This window comes from Megasphaera hexanoica, assembly GCF_043520715.1.
Lineage (GTDB): Bacteria > Bacillota > Negativicutes > Veillonellales > Megasphaeraceae > Megasphaera > Megasphaera hexanoica.
On the sequence record NZ_CP171361.1, the window covers coordinates 2831082 to 2847550 of the forward strand.

15 protein-coding genes are annotated in these 16469 nt (G+C 43.9%); 7 read left to right on the forward strand and 8 right to left on the reverse strand.

All coding sequences use genetic code 11. The annotated features are described in order from the left end of the window. Nucleotides 1–146: 146 nt before the first annotated feature. A complete protein-coding gene (locus tag ACGTIC_RS13745) occupies nt 147–647 on the reverse strand; it encodes a peptidoglycan-binding protein (protein ID WP_072235729.1) in 501 nt (166 codons plus the stop codon). A 279-nt stretch (nt 648–926) separates the two neighbouring features. After that, nucleotides 927–2498, reverse strand: coding sequence for a ClC family H(+)/Cl(-) exchange transporter (locus ACGTIC_RS13750; RefSeq protein WP_059076578.1), 1572 nt, complete (start codon nt 2496–2498; stop codon nt 927–929). Nucleotides 2499–2700: 202 nt separating this feature from the next. Here ACGTIC_RS13750 and ACGTIC_RS13755 point away from each other — a divergent pair, with 202 nt between their 5' ends. After that, nucleotides 2701–3885, forward strand: coding sequence for a M20 family metallopeptidase (locus tag ACGTIC_RS13755; RefSeq protein ID WP_257536561.1), 1185 nt, complete (start codon nt 2701–2703; stop codon nt 3883–3885). Here ACGTIC_RS13755 and ACGTIC_RS13760 read toward each other — a convergent pair. Then, the gene (locus ACGTIC_RS13760; RefSeq protein WP_075581578.1) at nt 3856–4770 is read right to left on the reverse strand and encodes a LysR family transcriptional regulator; all 915 of its coding nucleotides are present in this window, start codon (nt 4768–4770) and stop codon (nt 3856–3858) included. The two genes, ACGTIC_RS13755 and ACGTIC_RS13760, sit on opposite strands and share 30 nt — an antisense overlap. A 187-nt stretch (nt 4771–4957) precedes the next feature. Here ACGTIC_RS13760 and ACGTIC_RS13765 point away from each other — a divergent pair, with 187 nt between their 5' ends. Next, nucleotides 4958–5932, forward strand: a complete 975-nt coding sequence (locus tag ACGTIC_RS13765; protein WP_059076575.1) for an AEC family transporter — start codon at nt 4958–4960, stop codon at nt 5930–5932. A 208-nt stretch (nt 5933–6140) separates the two neighbouring features. Next, entirely contained in the window at nt 6141–6590 is a 450-nt protein-coding gene (locus ACGTIC_RS13770) for a flavodoxin family protein (RefSeq protein WP_113856357.1), read from the forward strand. A 78-nt stretch (nt 6591–6668) separates the two neighbouring features. Here the strand turns inward: ACGTIC_RS13770 and ACGTIC_RS13775 are convergent, their stop codons facing one another. Continuing rightward, the gene (locus ACGTIC_RS13775) at nt 6669–7625 is read right to left on the reverse strand and encodes a LysR family transcriptional regulator (RefSeq protein WP_059076573.1); all 957 of its coding nucleotides are present in this window, start codon (nt 7623–7625) and stop codon (nt 6669–6671) included. A gap of 170 nt (nt 7626–7795) precedes the next feature. Between ACGTIC_RS13775 and ACGTIC_RS13780 the strand changes: the two genes are divergently transcribed. From ACGTIC_RS13780 to ACGTIC_RS13790, 3 genes are read left to right on the forward strand one after another with little or no spacing between them, the layout of a single operon-like run. After that, a complete protein-coding gene (locus ACGTIC_RS13780; protein WP_394522378.1) occupies nt 7796–8788 on the forward strand; it encodes a hypothetical protein in 993 nt (330 codons plus the stop codon). Nucleotides 8789–8804: 16 nt separating this feature from the next. After that, nucleotides 8805–10154 carry an MFS transporter gene (locus ACGTIC_RS13785; protein WP_257536562.1) on the forward strand — a complete coding sequence of 450 codons (1350 nt, stop codon included), beginning with the start codon at nt 8805–8807 and terminating at the stop codon, nt 10152–10154. A gap of 29 nt (nt 10155–10183) precedes the next feature. Then, nucleotides 10184–11128, forward strand: coding sequence for a hydroxyacid dehydrogenase (locus tag ACGTIC_RS13790; RefSeq protein ID WP_162816291.1), 945 nt, complete (start codon nt 10184–10186; stop codon nt 11126–11128). A 73-nt stretch (nt 11129–11201) separates the two neighbouring features. Here the strand turns inward: ACGTIC_RS13790 and ACGTIC_RS13795 are convergent, their stop codons facing one another. The 4 genes from ACGTIC_RS13795 to ACGTIC_RS13810 all read right to left on the reverse strand — a co-directional run bounded on the left by ACGTIC_RS13795 (nt 11202) and on the right by ACGTIC_RS13810 (nt 15330). Further along, a complete protein-coding gene (locus ACGTIC_RS13795; RefSeq protein WP_113856360.1) occupies nt 11202–12113 on the reverse strand; it encodes an Rpn family recombination-promoting nuclease/putative transposase in 912 nt (303 codons plus the stop codon). Between the two features lie 279 nt (nt 12114–12392). After that, entirely contained in the window at nt 12393–13700 is a 1308-nt protein-coding gene (locus ACGTIC_RS13800; protein ID WP_113856361.1) for an MFS transporter, read from the reverse strand. 30 nt (nt 13701–13730) lie between these two features. Beyond that, nucleotides 13731–14621, reverse strand: a complete 891-nt coding sequence (locus ACGTIC_RS13805; protein WP_162816292.1) for an NAD(P)-dependent oxidoreductase — start codon at nt 14619–14621, stop codon at nt 13731–13733. A 31-nt stretch (nt 14622–14652) separates the two neighbouring features. Then, nucleotides 14653–15330 carry an RraA family protein gene (locus ACGTIC_RS13810; RefSeq protein ID WP_113856363.1) on the reverse strand — a complete coding sequence of 226 codons (678 nt, stop codon included), beginning with the start codon at nt 15328–15330 and terminating at the stop codon, nt 14653–14655. A 172-nt stretch (nt 15331–15502) separates the two neighbouring features. Here ACGTIC_RS13810 and ACGTIC_RS13815 point away from each other — a divergent pair, with 172 nt between their 5' ends. Beyond that, complete coding sequence (locus tag ACGTIC_RS13815; protein WP_113856364.1) at nt 15503–16417, forward strand: LysR family transcriptional regulator; 915 nt, start codon at nt 15503–15505, stop codon at nt 16415–16417. Nucleotides 16418–16469: the final 52 nt, after the last annotated feature.

The following is a 16469-nucleotide window of genomic DNA, read 5'->3' on the forward strand; positions in this document are numbered from 1 at the left end:
TTACCATGTCTTTTTAGAATAACACAAACACTGCCTAAAATACATAGTAAATTTACAAAAAATTGCCACAAATTGGTAAATTCTCTTATGCTTCTTTGACATGCAAAAAGGAGAGGGGGCTCCTCTCCTTTTCTGACTCTGCTATTTTATAAAACATGGACAACGACATTCTGTCTGCCAAAATTCAAAGCTTCATCGCGGTCGTCCATTCCCAGATCGATGCGGTTGCCAACAATGGCTCCGCCTGTATCATCGGCAATAGCGTCCCCGTATCCTTCAATATACAGCCGCGTTCCCAACGGAATAACATCGGGATCGACAGAAACGAGGCCATGCGTCAGCCGGTGACCACCTGCGGTGATACCGCTGTTTCCCGGATCATCTGCCGTATAGGCCGTAGCATCCATCACCATACTGTACTGGTAAGAACCACTTTCTTCAGGCACTTCACGCCCGCTGGCATCAGCCAGAGCCTGCATTGTCTGTGTTCCGACAACTCCGTCGGCGTCTAATCCATGATCTGCTTGAAAGCGACGCACAGCACTTTGTGTACCACTGCCAAACACACCATCTGCTCCATCAGATAAATATCCAGTATCAATGAGCATATATTGCACACTCTGTACAACAGAGCCGGTCATCCCCATTTCTACGTTCGCAGACGCAAGCGAAGAAAATGCAAAAACAAATAAAGCTGTGAGTAAGAAGACTATTCGTTTCTTCAAAAAACCACCTCTTTGCTAACATCAAAAAATCACATCGACAAAATTATAGCAAAAATGACACCATAAGTCAAAAAAATACGTATTTATGCATCAGTTTTCGTCTATTTATACTCTATTCTCTTTGTGCTCGTTCTTTATTATCCTCTATTTGTCACACTTTAATCATAAATTTTTATTACCAGGTACTAATTTTAATAATTATTATGCATTTTCGTGTTCCACCAAGTTCCTGACTTTTTCTGCTGCTTCGACGGAATCTGTCAGGACATATAGGTAATCTCCGGCACATAAACGGGTATGATAATCGGGAATAATTTCTTCTGTTCCCCGTTTGATATCGACTAAGGCAACATGATCCGGCCAGTCAATCCGCCCAATATATTTTCCATCAACGACGCTGCCGCTGCTGATAGTCAGCTCCAGAATATTACGTCGTTCTTCTGCAGGAAGCACTTTTTGTCTCGTCGCAAGAGACCGTTTAAGCAGTGTATCATAAATAGGCTGCCCTCCCAGAAGCTGTGCCGTCGCCAGAGCAATCATAGACGCCGTGCAAAGTACAAGCAGATGTTCATATGACGCCGTCATTTCCATGATCAGAATCGTACCCGTAACGGGAGAATGAACAGACGCTGCAAAAAACGCCGCCATGGAAATGACAATGATATTCGTCAGGTAATACGAGGAAATCACTCCCATTTGTACGAGAAGAATACCTATGCTGCCACCGCATAATGCTCCCAGTACCAGCATGGGAAGAAAAAATCCGCCCGGCGTGCCACATCCATAGCTGATCAGTGTAAACACGAATTTACCACAAAGCAGTGTCAGAAACAGAGTCAGCGACAACGGCAGTTGATACAGGCTGTTGATGAGGTCATTGCCCCCACCGAGAACCTGAGGAAATCCATATCCCAATATACCCGCCGTTACCAGGGCAAAGGCAATGCGCATATAATCATTGCGGAATACAGGCAATGCGTAGAATCGGCCAATATTGAGAAGCCCTTTATTAAAAATAATTCCCGCTACGCCAATAATGATTCCCAATACAACAGCCAGCCACATGTAACGTAACGGAAACGGTGGCAGCATGCCAAAATGAAAAATCGGGTCCCGGCCAAATACTACGCGGCTGACCATGGTTGCAACCAGAGCTGCTGCCATAGCCGGAGCCAGCACGACACTGGAAAAATTGCGATGAAGTTCTTCCAGAGCAAAAATCGCCCCTGCCAGCGGTGCATTGAATGCGGCCGCCAGACCGGCACTGGCTCCCGCCGTGATTAAGTAGCGCTCTTCCATCCTCGTCCGCCCCAGTGCGCGGCTCATCCCCTGTGCGGTTACCGCACCAAGCTGAATAGACGGCCCTTCCCGTCCCAGGGACAGGCCCAGCCCAATCCCCAGGATACCGCCAGCCAGCTTGACCCAGAGGACACGCAGCCATCGCAAACGCACGACGCCGAGAATGATTCCTTTTACTTGCGGAATGCCACTGCCGGATGCTTCCGGTTCATGCTGTTTCAGCCGGTACAGTACATACGATGCTAACAGTAAAAACACAAACCATAATATATTTTCCATCCATCCCGCCTGCATGAGCAGGACGTATATCTGTTCGCGCAGCCGGGTACCCGCTTCGAGACACCAGCGGAAAAAGCTTATGACAATACCGCTCAAGAGCCCCACCCACGCGCCTTCTGCAAACAAGCGCAGGCGGAAGCGGGGCCAGTGGTTTAAATTCCGTATAACCGGAATAATATCTATTTTACTTTGCATGATGCCAACCTCCCTATATATGGTCAGTATATCATATTTTTTATATTTTGATTATTTTATGACGTTTCTCATGATATAATAAACGGCATAGAGTACATCATCGTATAAAAAACGCAATATATTATAGTATATATAATATAAGAAACAAGTGAATTAAACGATGGATAAACATAACATTTTTTATGGCAAGGAGGCCTATACAGTGCATACGTACCAGCCCGATTTTGATATTGAATCTGCTGTTTTACATGAATTACCTTATATGATCCATATGCGTGAACAGTTCCACGCCCACCCGGAATTGAGCGGCCGGGAACACAAAACTAGTCAGACAGTCCTTCACGAACTCCAGAAAGCAGGCATAGAAGATGCCCGCATCATCGCTGATACGGGAGTCACCGGTCTCATCCGGGGGGCACTGCCCGGCCCGGTCTTACTGCTCCGCGCCGACATGGATGCACTGCCCCTGACAGAGCAATATAGTTGTTCCTATACCTCCCAGACGCCCGGTGTCATGCATGCCTGCGGCCACGACGGACATACGGCCAATCTTCTCGGCGTCGCCCGCATCCTCCAGGCTCACCGGAACTGCCTGCGTGGCACAATCCGCCTCGCCTTCCAGCCTGCGGAAGAAGGAGACGGCGGCGCTGCCCGCATGATAGAAGCAGGGATATTACATAATCCTCATGTCGATTACGCTCTGGGACTGCATGTCGCCGGCGGACTTCCCCAGGGATACATCGGTCTTCGCCATGGAGAATGTTCTGCTTCTTGTGACGATTTCACCATCACAATCCATGGAAAAGGCGGACACGGATCGCGGCCATCGGATTGCATCAGCCCCATTCAGATGGGCGTATCCATTATCTCCCAGATTCAGGACTATGTATACCATAAACGGGCCGATGGCGACGGCGTCGTCCTCACCTTTGGCCAGTTCCAGTCCGGCCATAATCCCAACGTCATTCCCGATACAGCAGAACTCAAGGGAACGCTGCGCACATATAATGAAAAAAAACGTCAGGATATACTGGAAACATTGCAGCATATCCTGACCGCTTCGGAAACCATTTATGGTGGTACCTGCCAGCTTCATGTCGTTCCCTTCTCCCCAGTATGCATAAACGATGATGCCGTCACATCCCGCGTCGAATCCATCCTGCGCCACCACATGGCTGACCGCATCCAGTTGATTACCATGGAACGCGGCTCCGGTTCTGAAGATTTTGCCTACTTTAGTGCCGCTGTTCCTTCCTGTTTTTATTACACAGGCATCTATGACAAAGAACCTGTATTCGGCCACAACCCGGATTTTCACTGGGATAGCCATGCATTACAGTACATGGCAGAAAGTATGCTAACCCTTGTGTATTACTTCGCCGGCTGATTCTTCCTGACCGGCAAAAGATTGCAGACACGGCCGCAATACTGATAAAATATGTGCTGCTGTCTGCGTCGGATGCAGATGCGTGACCAGATAATACACACGATCTGGCGGCGGGTTAGTCAGTTTCTGTATAACATACTGTCCCGTCGCCGCTAATTGCCGGGCCATGGAAATCTGCATAACAGACCACTGTCCCGGCTTATTCAGCATCAGAGGAACCAGGCTTGCATTATCCAGGCTGACATAACTGTTATTGACCGATGCCCACCATTGATCATGCCATGCCTGGAACCCAATGCCACTGTAATTATAAATTTCCATTTCCTGTGGCAGATCCCGGGGACTGCAGACAGGTCCGGAAATCTCGGTCCCGATTGGTCGGACTACGACCATGGGCTCACTGAACCATTTTTCTACTAGCGTATTCTGATATTCTCTGGCAATGAGAGAAAATCCCAGATCTGCCTGATGGCGTTCAACCAAATCATAAATCAATCCCGAATGAGAGGTCATCACCTGCAGATGTGTCGCCGGCGCATGTCCGTGCAGATAGTCCACTATCGTTGGGATTACCTGGATATTCAGGCTGCTCAGAGAGGCAATCGTAAAAGACGACTGCCAGCGCCCTCTTCCCAGATGACAGGCATCCTTCCACAGAGACAGCATTTCATTGGCGATAGGGAGAAAATTCTCACCTGCCAGTGTCAGTCGGAGAGATTTCATGCCCTGCCCCCGCTCTATCAAAATGACCTGCAATGCTGTCTCCAGATCTTTTATCCGTTTACTCACCGTCGATTGAGACAAATGGAGATTTCGTGCCGTCTGAGAAAAGCTGAGTGTCTGGGATAAATCAACAAAAATCTGTAAATCTTCATTCGTATACATCCTTTTCCCTCTCTTCGTTTCATATTCCATAAATCAATATTATCAGTACATATCAGATTCTGTTTCTATACCTATTCCAAATCGCGATACATTCATTTGATATTTACTATTTTACAAAATCAATAAAGTTTCGTATAGTAGAAAATCATATGGTTCCAAATATTTTTACCCGAAGTGAGGTCCTACCATGGTTTTCCTTTACATTCTTGAACATACGATGCTGCCCCTGTTTACACTGGTACTTATCGGTTACCTTGTAGACAGAAAATTTCACATTGCTGTCAAGTCATTGTCTAAATTGCTCTTTTTCCTCATCATTCCCAGCTTTATTTTCACTAACATTTATAAAACAAATTTTCCCAGCAACAGTATAAATATCCTGCTCTGTGTGTTTGTCCTGCTCTTCATCTCTTTTGTTATTGCCAATATTATCAGCCGGTGGAAGCATTATGACGCCGGAATGACTGAATCATGCCGCAATGCGCTGATGTTCAATAATACTGGCAACCTTGGCGTCGCATTAATTATCCTGGTCTTTTCTCATGAACCATTTATTGTAAATGGCCAGACACCGTATCTGGATGAAGCGATGGTCGTCTGGATTATAATTTATGTAGTTCAGAGTGTCGGCCTAAATACGCTGGGACTCTATCAGGCCGGACGCGGGAGACTTACTGCACGGGACACACTGAAAATAATGTTCCAAATGCCAATTATTTATTTGTTTGCAGCAGCGGTCCTGACCCGGTATCTCGGCTTACATGCAGAAAACTTTTATTTCTGGCCTATTATGGAAATGTCAAGTCAAGCCATCACACCAGTCGCTATGTTTACCATTGGCGTGCAGCTTTCACAAACGAAAATCGAGTGGCTGAATCCCGATGTCTGGATAATCAGCATCTTAAAATTCTTCATAATGCCCGTCATCGGCCTGGCTATCATTTTTACCGCCAATGTTTTCATGCCTGGCACTTTTACAGCGGTCGGGGCCATCGTCTTCCTCATCTATTGTGCCATTCCAACTGCCGTCAACACGGCTATGTTTGCCATGGAATTTGATAATAATCCCAATTATGCCACCCAGGTCGTCATGAATACGACGGCACTCAGTGCCATTTCACTGACATTAGTCATATTCGTCGGCCACCTTATATTTGTGTAATTTTCTATAATATTATACCTTTTATAAAATCAGAGATGCCAGATAATACATACCCTCGTATGCATTATCTGGCATTTCTTTATTCGTTATTGATAATCATTTCTTTTAAACATATGTTGTAAATGTAACAGAAATCCTGTTATAATCATGATATAGTAATCATAGAAAAAAAACAAATGACCGATATACAAGAAAGGAGACATCCATCATGAAGGCTCTCGTACTCTACTCATCCCAAACTGGCAGAACGAAAAAATTTGCCGAAGCAATCCGTTCCGTACTCCCCGAAAACACGGATTTCCTGCCCATGGAACAAGCCCCGGAACACTTTGACGACTACGACATCGTCTTTGCCGGCATCTGGTTTTTAGATTACAAATTGGATAGCGTATCCCGGTCCGTATTACAGCGGCTGAATGCAAAAAAAGTAGCTATTTTTGCGACTATGCACCGCGACTTATATTCCGATGAAATCTCAAAAAACCTGCGCCAGGCCGTCGATCTGCTGCCGCCCCATGTGTGGGTTGCCGGTACGCACGTCAGCTACGTAAACGAATCCATCGCCAGAACGCCCCTGGGCAAGCAGGAATCGCTCCGTCTGGATACACTCCAGGACTTTGCAGCCAACACCTATGAACGGGTTCTGACAGCAGCATAGCAGGATAGTACGATAAAAAACCGGAACAGAATGAGAAGAAAATTTCTCACCTCTGTTCCGGCTTTTTCATTGCTTACTTTATTTTCTCATATCTTTTTCAAAGACATACTCTGTCTGATTTTCCATGTGAAACCGATGAAGCATATCGATAAATTCTTTTTCTTTATGACGGATATAATGAATAATTCTCCATTTAAATAGCGTGATTTCACGGCGCTTCATTTTTTCCATCTGCGTATCGGTAATCATATACATATCCCGCGAAGGAGTCTGCACAGCCAGTCCGGAGATATAGCAGTCTTCCCGTTTACGGAGTTCCAGGCATATGCTATAAGGAGCAAAGAACCACGTCGTATCATCGAGCAAATCAACCGCTATCTTAGCCGTATCTACAGAAAACTTCGGCATGATGTAAGATGGAAAATACAAACTATGCCAATGGACATAATCTGCCCCCCAGTTGATATATATCTGCTTCCTGCCATCCAGATCAGACGGCATCAGGACAGTTTTATTATGTATTTTATGCCGGCTTACTACCATCAGGGTTTCGGAATGAATCTTCCGGACCCTGATATGGGGCACCCGTTGTTCCCGCAGAGGAAATCCAATATCCAGTACATGGAGCCGTACCTGTTCATATATTTCATTTGAATGAAGAGTCCGGATATGCAGCCGCCAGTCCAGGGGATCTGTCTTCAACTGATTGTAAAATGCGCTGAATAAATAGTTATTGACACTATTGACCGTCCCTATCGTCAATTCCAACGTTTGAGGGCGATGCTGAAAATTTTCCAGATCCTGATCCAGTCTCAGCCAGTTCTGGGCCAGTGGCAGAAACCGCGCCCCCGCTGCCGTAAGATGGGTATGCTTGGCTCCCTTATTACGAATAATCAATTCTTCCCCTACATGTTCCTCCAGTTTTTTCAAGCGATGGCTGACGGCAGCCTGGGATATGTACAAAACCTGTGCAGTTTTACTAATATTTTGCACATTTGCCAGCGTTACGAAAGTCTCTAATAAATCTTTTTCCATATCATTATCCCCATTTTATATTTTGATTATGCGTTCAGATAATTATTCACTATATAAATAATTATCTGAATTATTATTTGTTTTTATTTTAATTCTTCCTGTATTAAGATGTCAATGTAAGATACGTATCTGATAAATGCAATAGTAGTATACTTTAGGAGGATATTAAAATGGAGATTATGGACTGCACGCTTCGTGATGGAGCTAATGTCGTTGGTGCTGGTTTTTCTACTGATTTAACAAAACTTATGATTGAAGGACTGCTTGACAGTCATATAACGGTGATTGAAATGGGACATTGCACAGGCCTTGGCAGTATGCAGCATGGAGGCAAACACTCTCCTGTGACTGACGATGAATATTTAGACGCCATCCAACCTTACGTCAAAAGAGGTCATATCGGCATGTTCCAGTCCGCCAAAAATGCCGATGAAGAACTCATCTTCAAAGCTGCCCATAAAGGTCTGAGCTTCCTGCGTGTCGGTGCCAATGCAGGCGATGGCAAAACGGCTGTAAATGCCGTTAAAATAGTCCGCAGAGCCGGTCTGGAAGCCCGCTACAGCCTGATGAAAGCCTATGTACTCACGCCAGATGAACTGGCCGCCGAAGCAGCTATGCTGGAAAATGCCGGAGTCCAGGCTATTACAATCATGGATTCCGCTGGTTACATGTTCCCGGAACAAGCCGCTGAATATACCCGGAAAGTAAAATCCGCCGTTTCAATTCCCGTAGGGTTCCACGGCCACAGCAATCTGGGAATGGCTATGGCAAACGCCCAGGCTGCTGAAGCCGCCGGCGCAGATTTTATCGACTGTGGCCTCATGGGCATGGCCCGCAGTGCAGGAAATATCACAACCGAAGGGGCTCTGGCTATTTTCCAGAGAGAAGGCAAAGCATTACAATACGATTTCTATGCTCTTCTCCATTTCATTGATGACAAACTGATGCCTGCCACGGAAAAAGAAGGATATCATACCCCCATAAAACCATTAGACCTGATTTTAGGCTATGCCGGCTGTCATTCCAGCTTTGTCAACATCTACAAAGAAGTAGCTAAAGAAACAGGTACAGACCTGTACAAACTCATCGTAGAAACATCAAAACGGAATCAAAAGAACCCAACCCGGGAACTGATGGAAGAAGTAGCAAGTTCCATTCATTAAGGAGAGGTATCAGGTTATGGAAACTAAGATGAATGTCTCGAAAAAAACACAATATCGCTGGTTTGTCTTAGCATTAATATTCTGTGTTTACATGGTAGCTGGTGCAGACCGTTCCAATATCGGAATGGTCGTACCATTTATCAAAAAAAGTTTTGAACTAACCAATACAGATATTGGCGCTATGGCCAGTTTTTTCTATCTGACCTATGCAGTTATACAGATTCCTGCTGGTCATTTATATAGTAAAAAAGGGGTAAGAGGTTTTTACTCCGTCTCAATTTTATTCACTTCCATCGCTACATTTATTATGGGTATCGCTGACTCTGGGCTGCATCTAAAATGGGCCCGTGCACTCCTTGGTCTTGCTGAAGGGCCAATTAATATCGGATCTATTGCTACAATCAATAAGTGGTTCCCCACACAGGAAAAAGGTATGGCAACAGGTATCTACTTATCATCGATTAAATTTGCCCCAGCTTTTGTTCCACCACTCTGTGCGTGGATCATCCTTGAATTTGGCTGGCGGACTGTGTTTTACGTGTTTGCCATTCCCGGTATTTTCCTTGCAGTGCTTTGGTGGTTATTTGTTCGCGATAACCCTCGTGACAGCAGACATGTCAATGAAGCAGAAATTCACTATATCGAACATCCTACTGTCACACTGGAAGATAGCAAAAAAAGCACATCCTCCAATGCAAAGCATCCTGAAGGAGTTATTGATAAGATTATTCGTACAAAACTAGTAACTCCCTTAAAATCCAATAAAGAAATCCTGAAATCGTGGAATGTATGGGCGGATGCGGCTGGCTATTTCTGCCTTGTAGCCATTACCTACACCATTATGACATGGATTCCTACATATCTCGTGCAAGTAAAGCAATTTGCCATTATGAAAGTGGGATTAGTTGCTTCCGCTCCATGGATTGGCGCCGTCTTGGGCAATGTTATTGGTGGAACACTATCAGATAAAGTATTTCATAGCCGCAGAAAACCCGTTATGCTGATTACCGCTATCAGTACTGTTTTTCTGATGTATTCTCTAAAATATGCCCCTAATGATATGACCATTCTTGGTTTGCTTCTTTTACTGGCCGGTACTTTCCTGAATCTTGGATATTCCATGTTCTTAGCCTATCCTATGGGCATTGCCACCAAAGATAAAGTGCCATTTGCTGCAGCTATCGTAAATACTGCTGGTTCATTAGGCGGAGCATTTGGTCCTTTTGCCGTAGGGCTGATACTTGACATGTTTGGCTGGGATCATGTCTTTACCTTCCTTGCTGGTATTTCGTTATTAGTTGTTTTCCTTCTTATTACCATGATAGAGCCGATTCAAAAAACAGATTCTGTTCCAAATAATAATTAGTTTTCCACCTGTTAGAGGAGATGCTTTTGATGAAAACATATATTTTTGATCCTATTTCTGACGATGCACTGGCATATGCACGTAAACATCTGGACGTTGTGACGTGGAAGGATGATAAAATCAATTCTCCCTCCGATGCAGAAGCATGCATTGTCCGTACTTATAAAATTGGCAAAGACCAGATAGATGCTATGCCCAAACTCCGGATTATCGCTAAACATGGGGTCGGTACAGATAACATCGATATTCCATATGCTAAAAGCAAAGGCATCCTCGTAACCAATACACCGACTGCCAATTCTAATTCCGTAGCCGAACAAGCCGTTGCACTGATTTTTGATTGTGCCCGAAAAATCACACAGGCCCATATAGATAACGAAAAAGGGCTGGAACGCAATCAGCCAATGTATCTTAAAGGTTATGAAATCACAGGTAAAAGATTAGGCCTCATCGGAATCGGTCACATTGGCTATCTCGTCGGGAAGAAGTTAAAATCCGGCTTTAATATGGATGTCTACGCCTATGATCCATTTATTTCCACAGAAAAATGCGAATCGATGGGATTTCATCATGTAAAAAGCATCGATGATATCATCAAAATCTGTGATGTCATTTCTATCTCTGTTCCCTTAAACGATGCTACACGCAATCTCATCAGTAAACGTGAATTGGGAATGATGAAACCGACAACCATCTTAATCAACACATCGCGTGGCGGTATCGTCAATGAAACCGATTTGTATGAAGCTCTGCAAAACAAGAAAATATGGGGTGCCGGTTTTGATGCTTTTGTCTCAGAACCACTTCCCCCACATGATAAACTCTTTAATTGCTTCAATTTCGTCGGCACGCCCCATAACGGCGCGAATACGTACGAAGCCCTGACCCGTATGGGCACAGGTGCCGTCGATGAAATCATCCGCGTAAGTGAAAACAAACCTACTCTTACAAATCTCGGAGCTAAAATTCATTAAAATCATCTTTAAATAAATAATAGAAGCGCTGGCAATATCTTTCACTGTCAGCGCTTCTATTATTTATACTATATCAAATTCCATACTTATTATACAATTCATTGCGGAATGCCTCATCCTGTACGGCACGCCGGGCGTCGTCCAATTTATGCTCGTCCATCAGGTATTGAATCAATGTGCCAAGCCGTTTCTCCCCTTTTTTAATCCCCTTTTCTTCTCCTTTTTCAAAGGCTTCCCTAGTATTTGTATTGTAATCTATGATAGCCATTTCCCGGTTAATATAGGCTCTTCGTTCTGCTGTATTCTGCATGAATTCCCGGGCCGCTTTCATGGCATCATGAATCGCTGCATCACTCATGATCAGTTCCCCCTTTTCCTCTGCATTCAGTTTGTTGGCAAAAAATGCCAGCCACCGCTCCATTTTCGTCATATGCGACACAGGCATTTTGACAAATTTTGGGATTTCCAGAAAATGTAATACCAAATCCTTGTTCAGCCGATCGTCCGTCTGTTTATTATACACGCTCCACAACGAATGAGCCTCTTCCTGGGGTAATATATTGAACCGTAACAGGTTGACCATAATACAGGGTTTTACGTCTTTATAGTCCCCTCCTGGAGGCAGAGACATGAGGTACATTCTGGCCCAGTAGCACAAGGTACGTCGTTGCATATTTTTCTGATTGATGACCTGTACTTCAATATCTACCTGTTCCCCCTTATCTAGTGTACAGGCCACATCCAGCCGCGATAATTTTTCGTCATATCTATCCGGTATCAATTCCGTTGGGGCAAATACAATGTCACAAATTGGATGACCCAAATCTTCAGAAACAACGGCATTGAGAAAATCCATGGTGATTTGTTTCCGCTCCGGTTTTCCAAATACAAACTTAAACAGGACATCATTCATAGGATTGAAATTATGCTCACTTAGTTGTGAATCCAGCATATCATACCGGGCTTTCCTGTTCATTTCATACATAGTCAATACACTCATCTTTTCTTTATTATATCATGAAAAAAACAAAAAAAGGTCCACACAACTGCGCCAAAAAGCACTAATCGTGTGAACCTGAAGTTCCATACCGTCAAATTTTACATTCTTTACCAGTCATTACTTACAGCATACGCTCCACTCCTTATATACAGTCACTATCAAGATCTTCATTCTCACCTATACCATAACAAAAGAAACATCATATATGCAATAATAGCAATACACCTTACCTCCAAAACAGGATAAGGTGTATTGCTATATCACTTATATTTTACTTTCCACCGGAATTTCCTTACGTTGATTAACTTGTTTTAATCCTAAAGTAATTAACGTCGATGCTATCAGGAATCCTGCAATCAAGTAAAAGCCGTACTGATTACTTCCCGTTGCAGCCCGTAACGCACCAATACCCACAGGACCTACAAATCCACCTAAATTAGCAATAGAATTAATAGCGGCCATCGCGATTGCAGCAAACTCACCTGAAAAGATCATAGACGTCATCGCCCAGAAGGCGCCATAAATACTATAGGCTCCGCAAAATACGACGGTCAAGAATATAAAGGCCATTACCGGACTACTAGTAAATCCTAATCCAATAACACCTATTCCGCAAAGAAAAACGGAAGTAGCAACATGGAGATATCGTTCACCGGTCTTATCAGAATGACGGCTCCAGAAAATCATGAAGAACGAGGCAATAATTAATGGAACAGCGTTGAAAACACCAATTTCGAAATTAGATAATCCTACTGTTAAATGCTTAATTAATGTCGGTGCGAAAAAGCTTACGCCATAGAATGCACATGTCTTGCTAAAGTATATAATTGCTAAAAGCCATACAGTTCCACCAGTAAGGGCTTTCCATTTGGATTGCTTATGCTTTTTAGCGACCATTGCATGTTCTTCTTCAATCGTCTGTTCCAACCAATTTGCTTCATCTTTAGCCAACCATTTAGCATCAGATGGCTTATTAGGCAAAATAAACCAAGTGATGATACCTGCAAAAAACGTAGGAAGCCCTTCAAGTAAAAATAACCATCTCCAACTTTGTAATCCAAAAGCATGTACATGATCCAGAATAAGTCCGGATAACGGTGCTCCAATAACAGCAGAAAGAGGCAATGCCAGCATAAACAGGGTAACCACCTTGGCCCGGTCTTTTGCTGGGAACCAATATGTCATGTATAACATGACACCGGGATAAAAGCCTGCTTCCATCACACCTAATAAAAAGCGAATGATGTACAAATGGGTTGCCGTCTGAATACAGCCACATAATGCAGAAACCAGCCCCCAAGTTATCAAAATCCGCCCAATCCATTTTCTGGCCCCTACCTTGGTCATAATAATATTGCTCGGAACTTCAAAGAGAAAGTACCCTATAAAGAAGATTCCCGCAACCAGTCCATATTCAGCAGCAGAAATACCTAAATCTGCGTTCATCGTCAATGCCGCATAACCGACGTTTACCCGGTCAAGTAAACAGAAGAAATATAATATAAGCAGAAACGGTATCAAACGTACTTTTACTTTACTCATCGTTTGTTTTTCGATTGCTTCCGTTACCATAACAAACCTCCTACGTTAAAACAATGCCAATTATTTCCCTTCTTCCCGCACTTTATCCCAAAGTACAGCTACGTCCTGCCAGTTTTCTGGTCGTTTTTCATTAAAATAGGTATGTGCATCGAGATCACGGAACCATTCCAGTCGTTTTTCTGTAGCCTGCGTCATAATCGGTGCCACACCAATGTCTTCCAGCATCTTCATGACGTCACTCATTTCATGAGCCTGCCGGGCTCCATGCCATGCACTGGCTACAACAAGGTAATTATTGTTGAAATCAAATGATTTCCCATCCAGCGTGTTGCCAATCGAATCAATTACCAGTTTATCTACGCCCAGTACGTTGGCAGCTTCCAGCATTTCTGCTCCCAATGCCGCAATGCCTTTCATGTAGATACTGCGGACAAATTTTACTGCGATGGCATCACCAGGTTTTTCCGTAATCTGTTTGATATTCATGCCATACGGGACTAACGCGTCGATAAAAGGCTGACAATTTGCGCCCGAAACCAAAATAGGTACTTTATAATGAGCCTGACTCAGGCTGGCCATAAGCGCCCCGTCAATGAAATTCCCGCCGTTTTCACTGATCAACTGATTTTCTGTCCGTTTGACACTGGGCAGACTGGTTGATAAATCGACGAGAAGTTTCCCCGGTGTCACACTGCCCAGCAATCCTTTCGTCGTATCCAGTGCAAATGCACCGGGTACGACCATCAGAATCATATCGCATTTTTCTACCACATCATTGTCAGAATCCAGAAGGGTTACCCCTGCTTTTTCCGCCTTATCTTTTACAATATATCCCTTTTCCGGATGATTCTGCATCACATCATAAGCATAAATTTCTTTTAAGCCCTGCTCTACCAGCCCACTGCTGATTTCGTATCCTACTTCACCAAACCCAATGAATCCTAATTTCACAATACTCACACTCCATACATCATTATTTGATTTACTCTATTATTTCTGCACCAATTTCTTTAACTTTTTCTGCTACCCAGGGACGGATATAGGTGCCATCTTCTACAATATGCTTCATGATTCCCGCTTCTTTTTCCATGACCTTCTTCGTCGCCGCTGCAATATCTGCTGCTTCTTCCGGTTTGATGACGACAATACCATCACCATCACCGACGATGATATCACCAGGGCGGACGATTTTGCCCCCAAAGGAAATGACCGTATTGATTTCTCCCGGGCCATTTTTATACGGACCATTGGGAATCGCAGCTTTAGCATATACAGGGAAATCCATAGCCGCTATTTCATCGGAATCACGGATAGCTCCATCTACGATGACACCGGCAAGGCCCCGTTTCTGACAATAGGTAATCATCAGTTCTCCAAAGATAGCACGGTTCGGATCGCCGCCGGCATCAATGACGATGACATCACCCGGCTGTGCCATATCCATAGCCACATGGAACATCAGATTATCGCCTTCCGGTACTTTGACTGTAAACGCCGTTCCCAGCAAAGGAGCCTTGTTCAATGGGCAGATATCCGACCGCACTGCCGCTGTACGGTTCATGCAGTCATCAATATTGGCTACAGGCATTCCCTTAAATGCTTCTACTAAAGATTTATCTGGTCTTTCAATCGTTTTGATAATTTTGCATCCTACACTCATTCTTCTCTTTCCGCCTTTCATGTATATAAATGATGACATTCATGTTTAATGCTTTACCGGTATAAGCTTCATGTCTTGATATCATTTTATATCCAGGCTATAATAAAGTAAAATGAATAAATAAATAATTAATAATCAATTATTTTCATATTTACTAAAAGGAGTATCACACATGCATATACACGACATCGAAGCCTTCCTGACCGTCGTTCAGACCCGCAATATCAGCCGGGCGGCTGAACAGCTCTACGTATCCCAGACGGCTATTACCCACCGTCTGCAGAATCTGGAAGCCGAACTAGGCGTTACTCTGTTGGAACGGGGCCGGGGCATCAAAGAAATTTCACTTACTCCTTCGGGACAGGATTTTATGCCTATCGCCCATCGTTGGGCTGCTTTATGGAAAGAGCTGGATCACTTCAAAGAAGAAGGAGAAAAACTTTCTCTTTCCTTTGGCTCTGTCCAATACCTGAATGATTTTATCTTTCCACCATTATTTCAAAAATTGCTGAATCATCAGCCAAAAATTCATTTATCCCTGCACACTGAGCATACGGCAGAATTATATCCACTGCTCGAACGCAGGGAAATCGACGTAGCCATTGCCTGGCGGAACATCAAATATCCTGATATTCTCTGCACTCCCTGGAAAAAAACACCTTTAGTCGTATTAAAATCCAGTACCATATCTGACAAAGGCATTTCAACTGTTGACAATACCGATTTAAATCCCCAGGACGAAATCTATGTTCCCTGGACACCGGAATTCAAAAACTGGCATGATGACCACTGGCCCAGTGATATTTACAGCAGTCCTACACTTCTTACAGGAGCACCTCTCACATTGCAAGTATTGAAAAACAGCGGGCGCTGGTCAATCGTGCCGCTGGGTATGGCACAGTATGCTTTTTCGCTGGGTGGATTCACCTATTCGTATTTATCCGATTCTCCCGCTCCCCTGACCGCCTATATTATCCAGCACAAAAAGCCCCGTCCCACCACGCAGAGGTCTCTTTCTATTTTTTTCAAATACTTGCAGGAATTTTCGTTGAATATTGACAGACAAGCATTAGCTTATAAAGTGTAACACATTGTTTACAATACATCGGCAGGGCTTTACATTAAATCTGGCTTATTGG

Excerpts from the sequence above, each read along its gene's own strand:
- ACGTIC_RS13745 (WP_072235729.1), bottom strand. The coding sequence starts at position 647 with ATGGGGATGACCGGCTCTGTTGTACAGAGTGTGCAATATATGCTCATT.
- ACGTIC_RS13750 (WP_059076578.1), bottom strand. The coding sequence starts at position 2,498 with ATGCAAAGTAAAATAGATATTATTCCGGTTATACGGAATTTAAACCAC.
- ACGTIC_RS13760 (WP_075581578.1), bottom strand. The coding sequence starts at position 4,770 with ATGTATACGAATGAAGATTTACAGATTTTTGTTGATTTATCCCAGACA.
- ACGTIC_RS13765 (WP_059076575.1), top strand. The coding sequence starts at position 4,958 with ATGGTTTTCCTTTACATTCTTGAACATACGATGCTGCCCCTGTTTACA.
- ACGTIC_RS13770 (WP_113856357.1), top strand. The coding sequence starts at position 6,141 with ATGAAGGCTCTCGTACTCTACTCATCCCAAACTGGCAGAACGAAAAAA.
- ACGTIC_RS13775 (WP_059076573.1), bottom strand. The coding sequence starts at position 7,625 with ATGGAAAAAGATTTATTAGAGACTTTCGTAACGCTGGCAAATGTGCAA.
- ACGTIC_RS13780 (WP_394522378.1), top strand. The coding sequence starts at position 7,796 with ATGGAGATTATGGACTGCACGCTTCGTGATGGAGCTAATGTCGTTGGT.
- ACGTIC_RS13785 (WP_257536562.1), top strand. The coding sequence starts at position 8,805 with ATGGAAACTAAGATGAATGTCTCGAAAAAAACACAATATCGCTGGTTT.
- ACGTIC_RS13790 (WP_162816291.1), top strand. The coding sequence starts at position 10,184 with ATGAAAACATATATTTTTGATCCTATTTCTGACGATGCACTGGCATAT.
- ACGTIC_RS13795 (WP_113856360.1), bottom strand. The coding sequence starts at position 12,113 with ATGTATGAAATGAACAGGAAAGCCCGGTATGATATGCTGGATTCACAA.
- ACGTIC_RS13800 (WP_113856361.1), bottom strand. The coding sequence starts at position 13,700 with ATGGTAACGGAAGCAATCGAAAAACAAACGATGAGTAAAGTAAAAGTA.
- ACGTIC_RS13810 (WP_113856363.1), bottom strand. The coding sequence starts at position 15,330 with ATGAGTGTAGGATGCAAAATTATCAAAACGATTGAAAGACCAGATAAA.
- ACGTIC_RS13815 (WP_113856364.1), top strand. The coding sequence starts at position 15,503 with ATGCATATACACGACATCGAAGCCTTCCTGACCGTCGTTCAGACCCGC.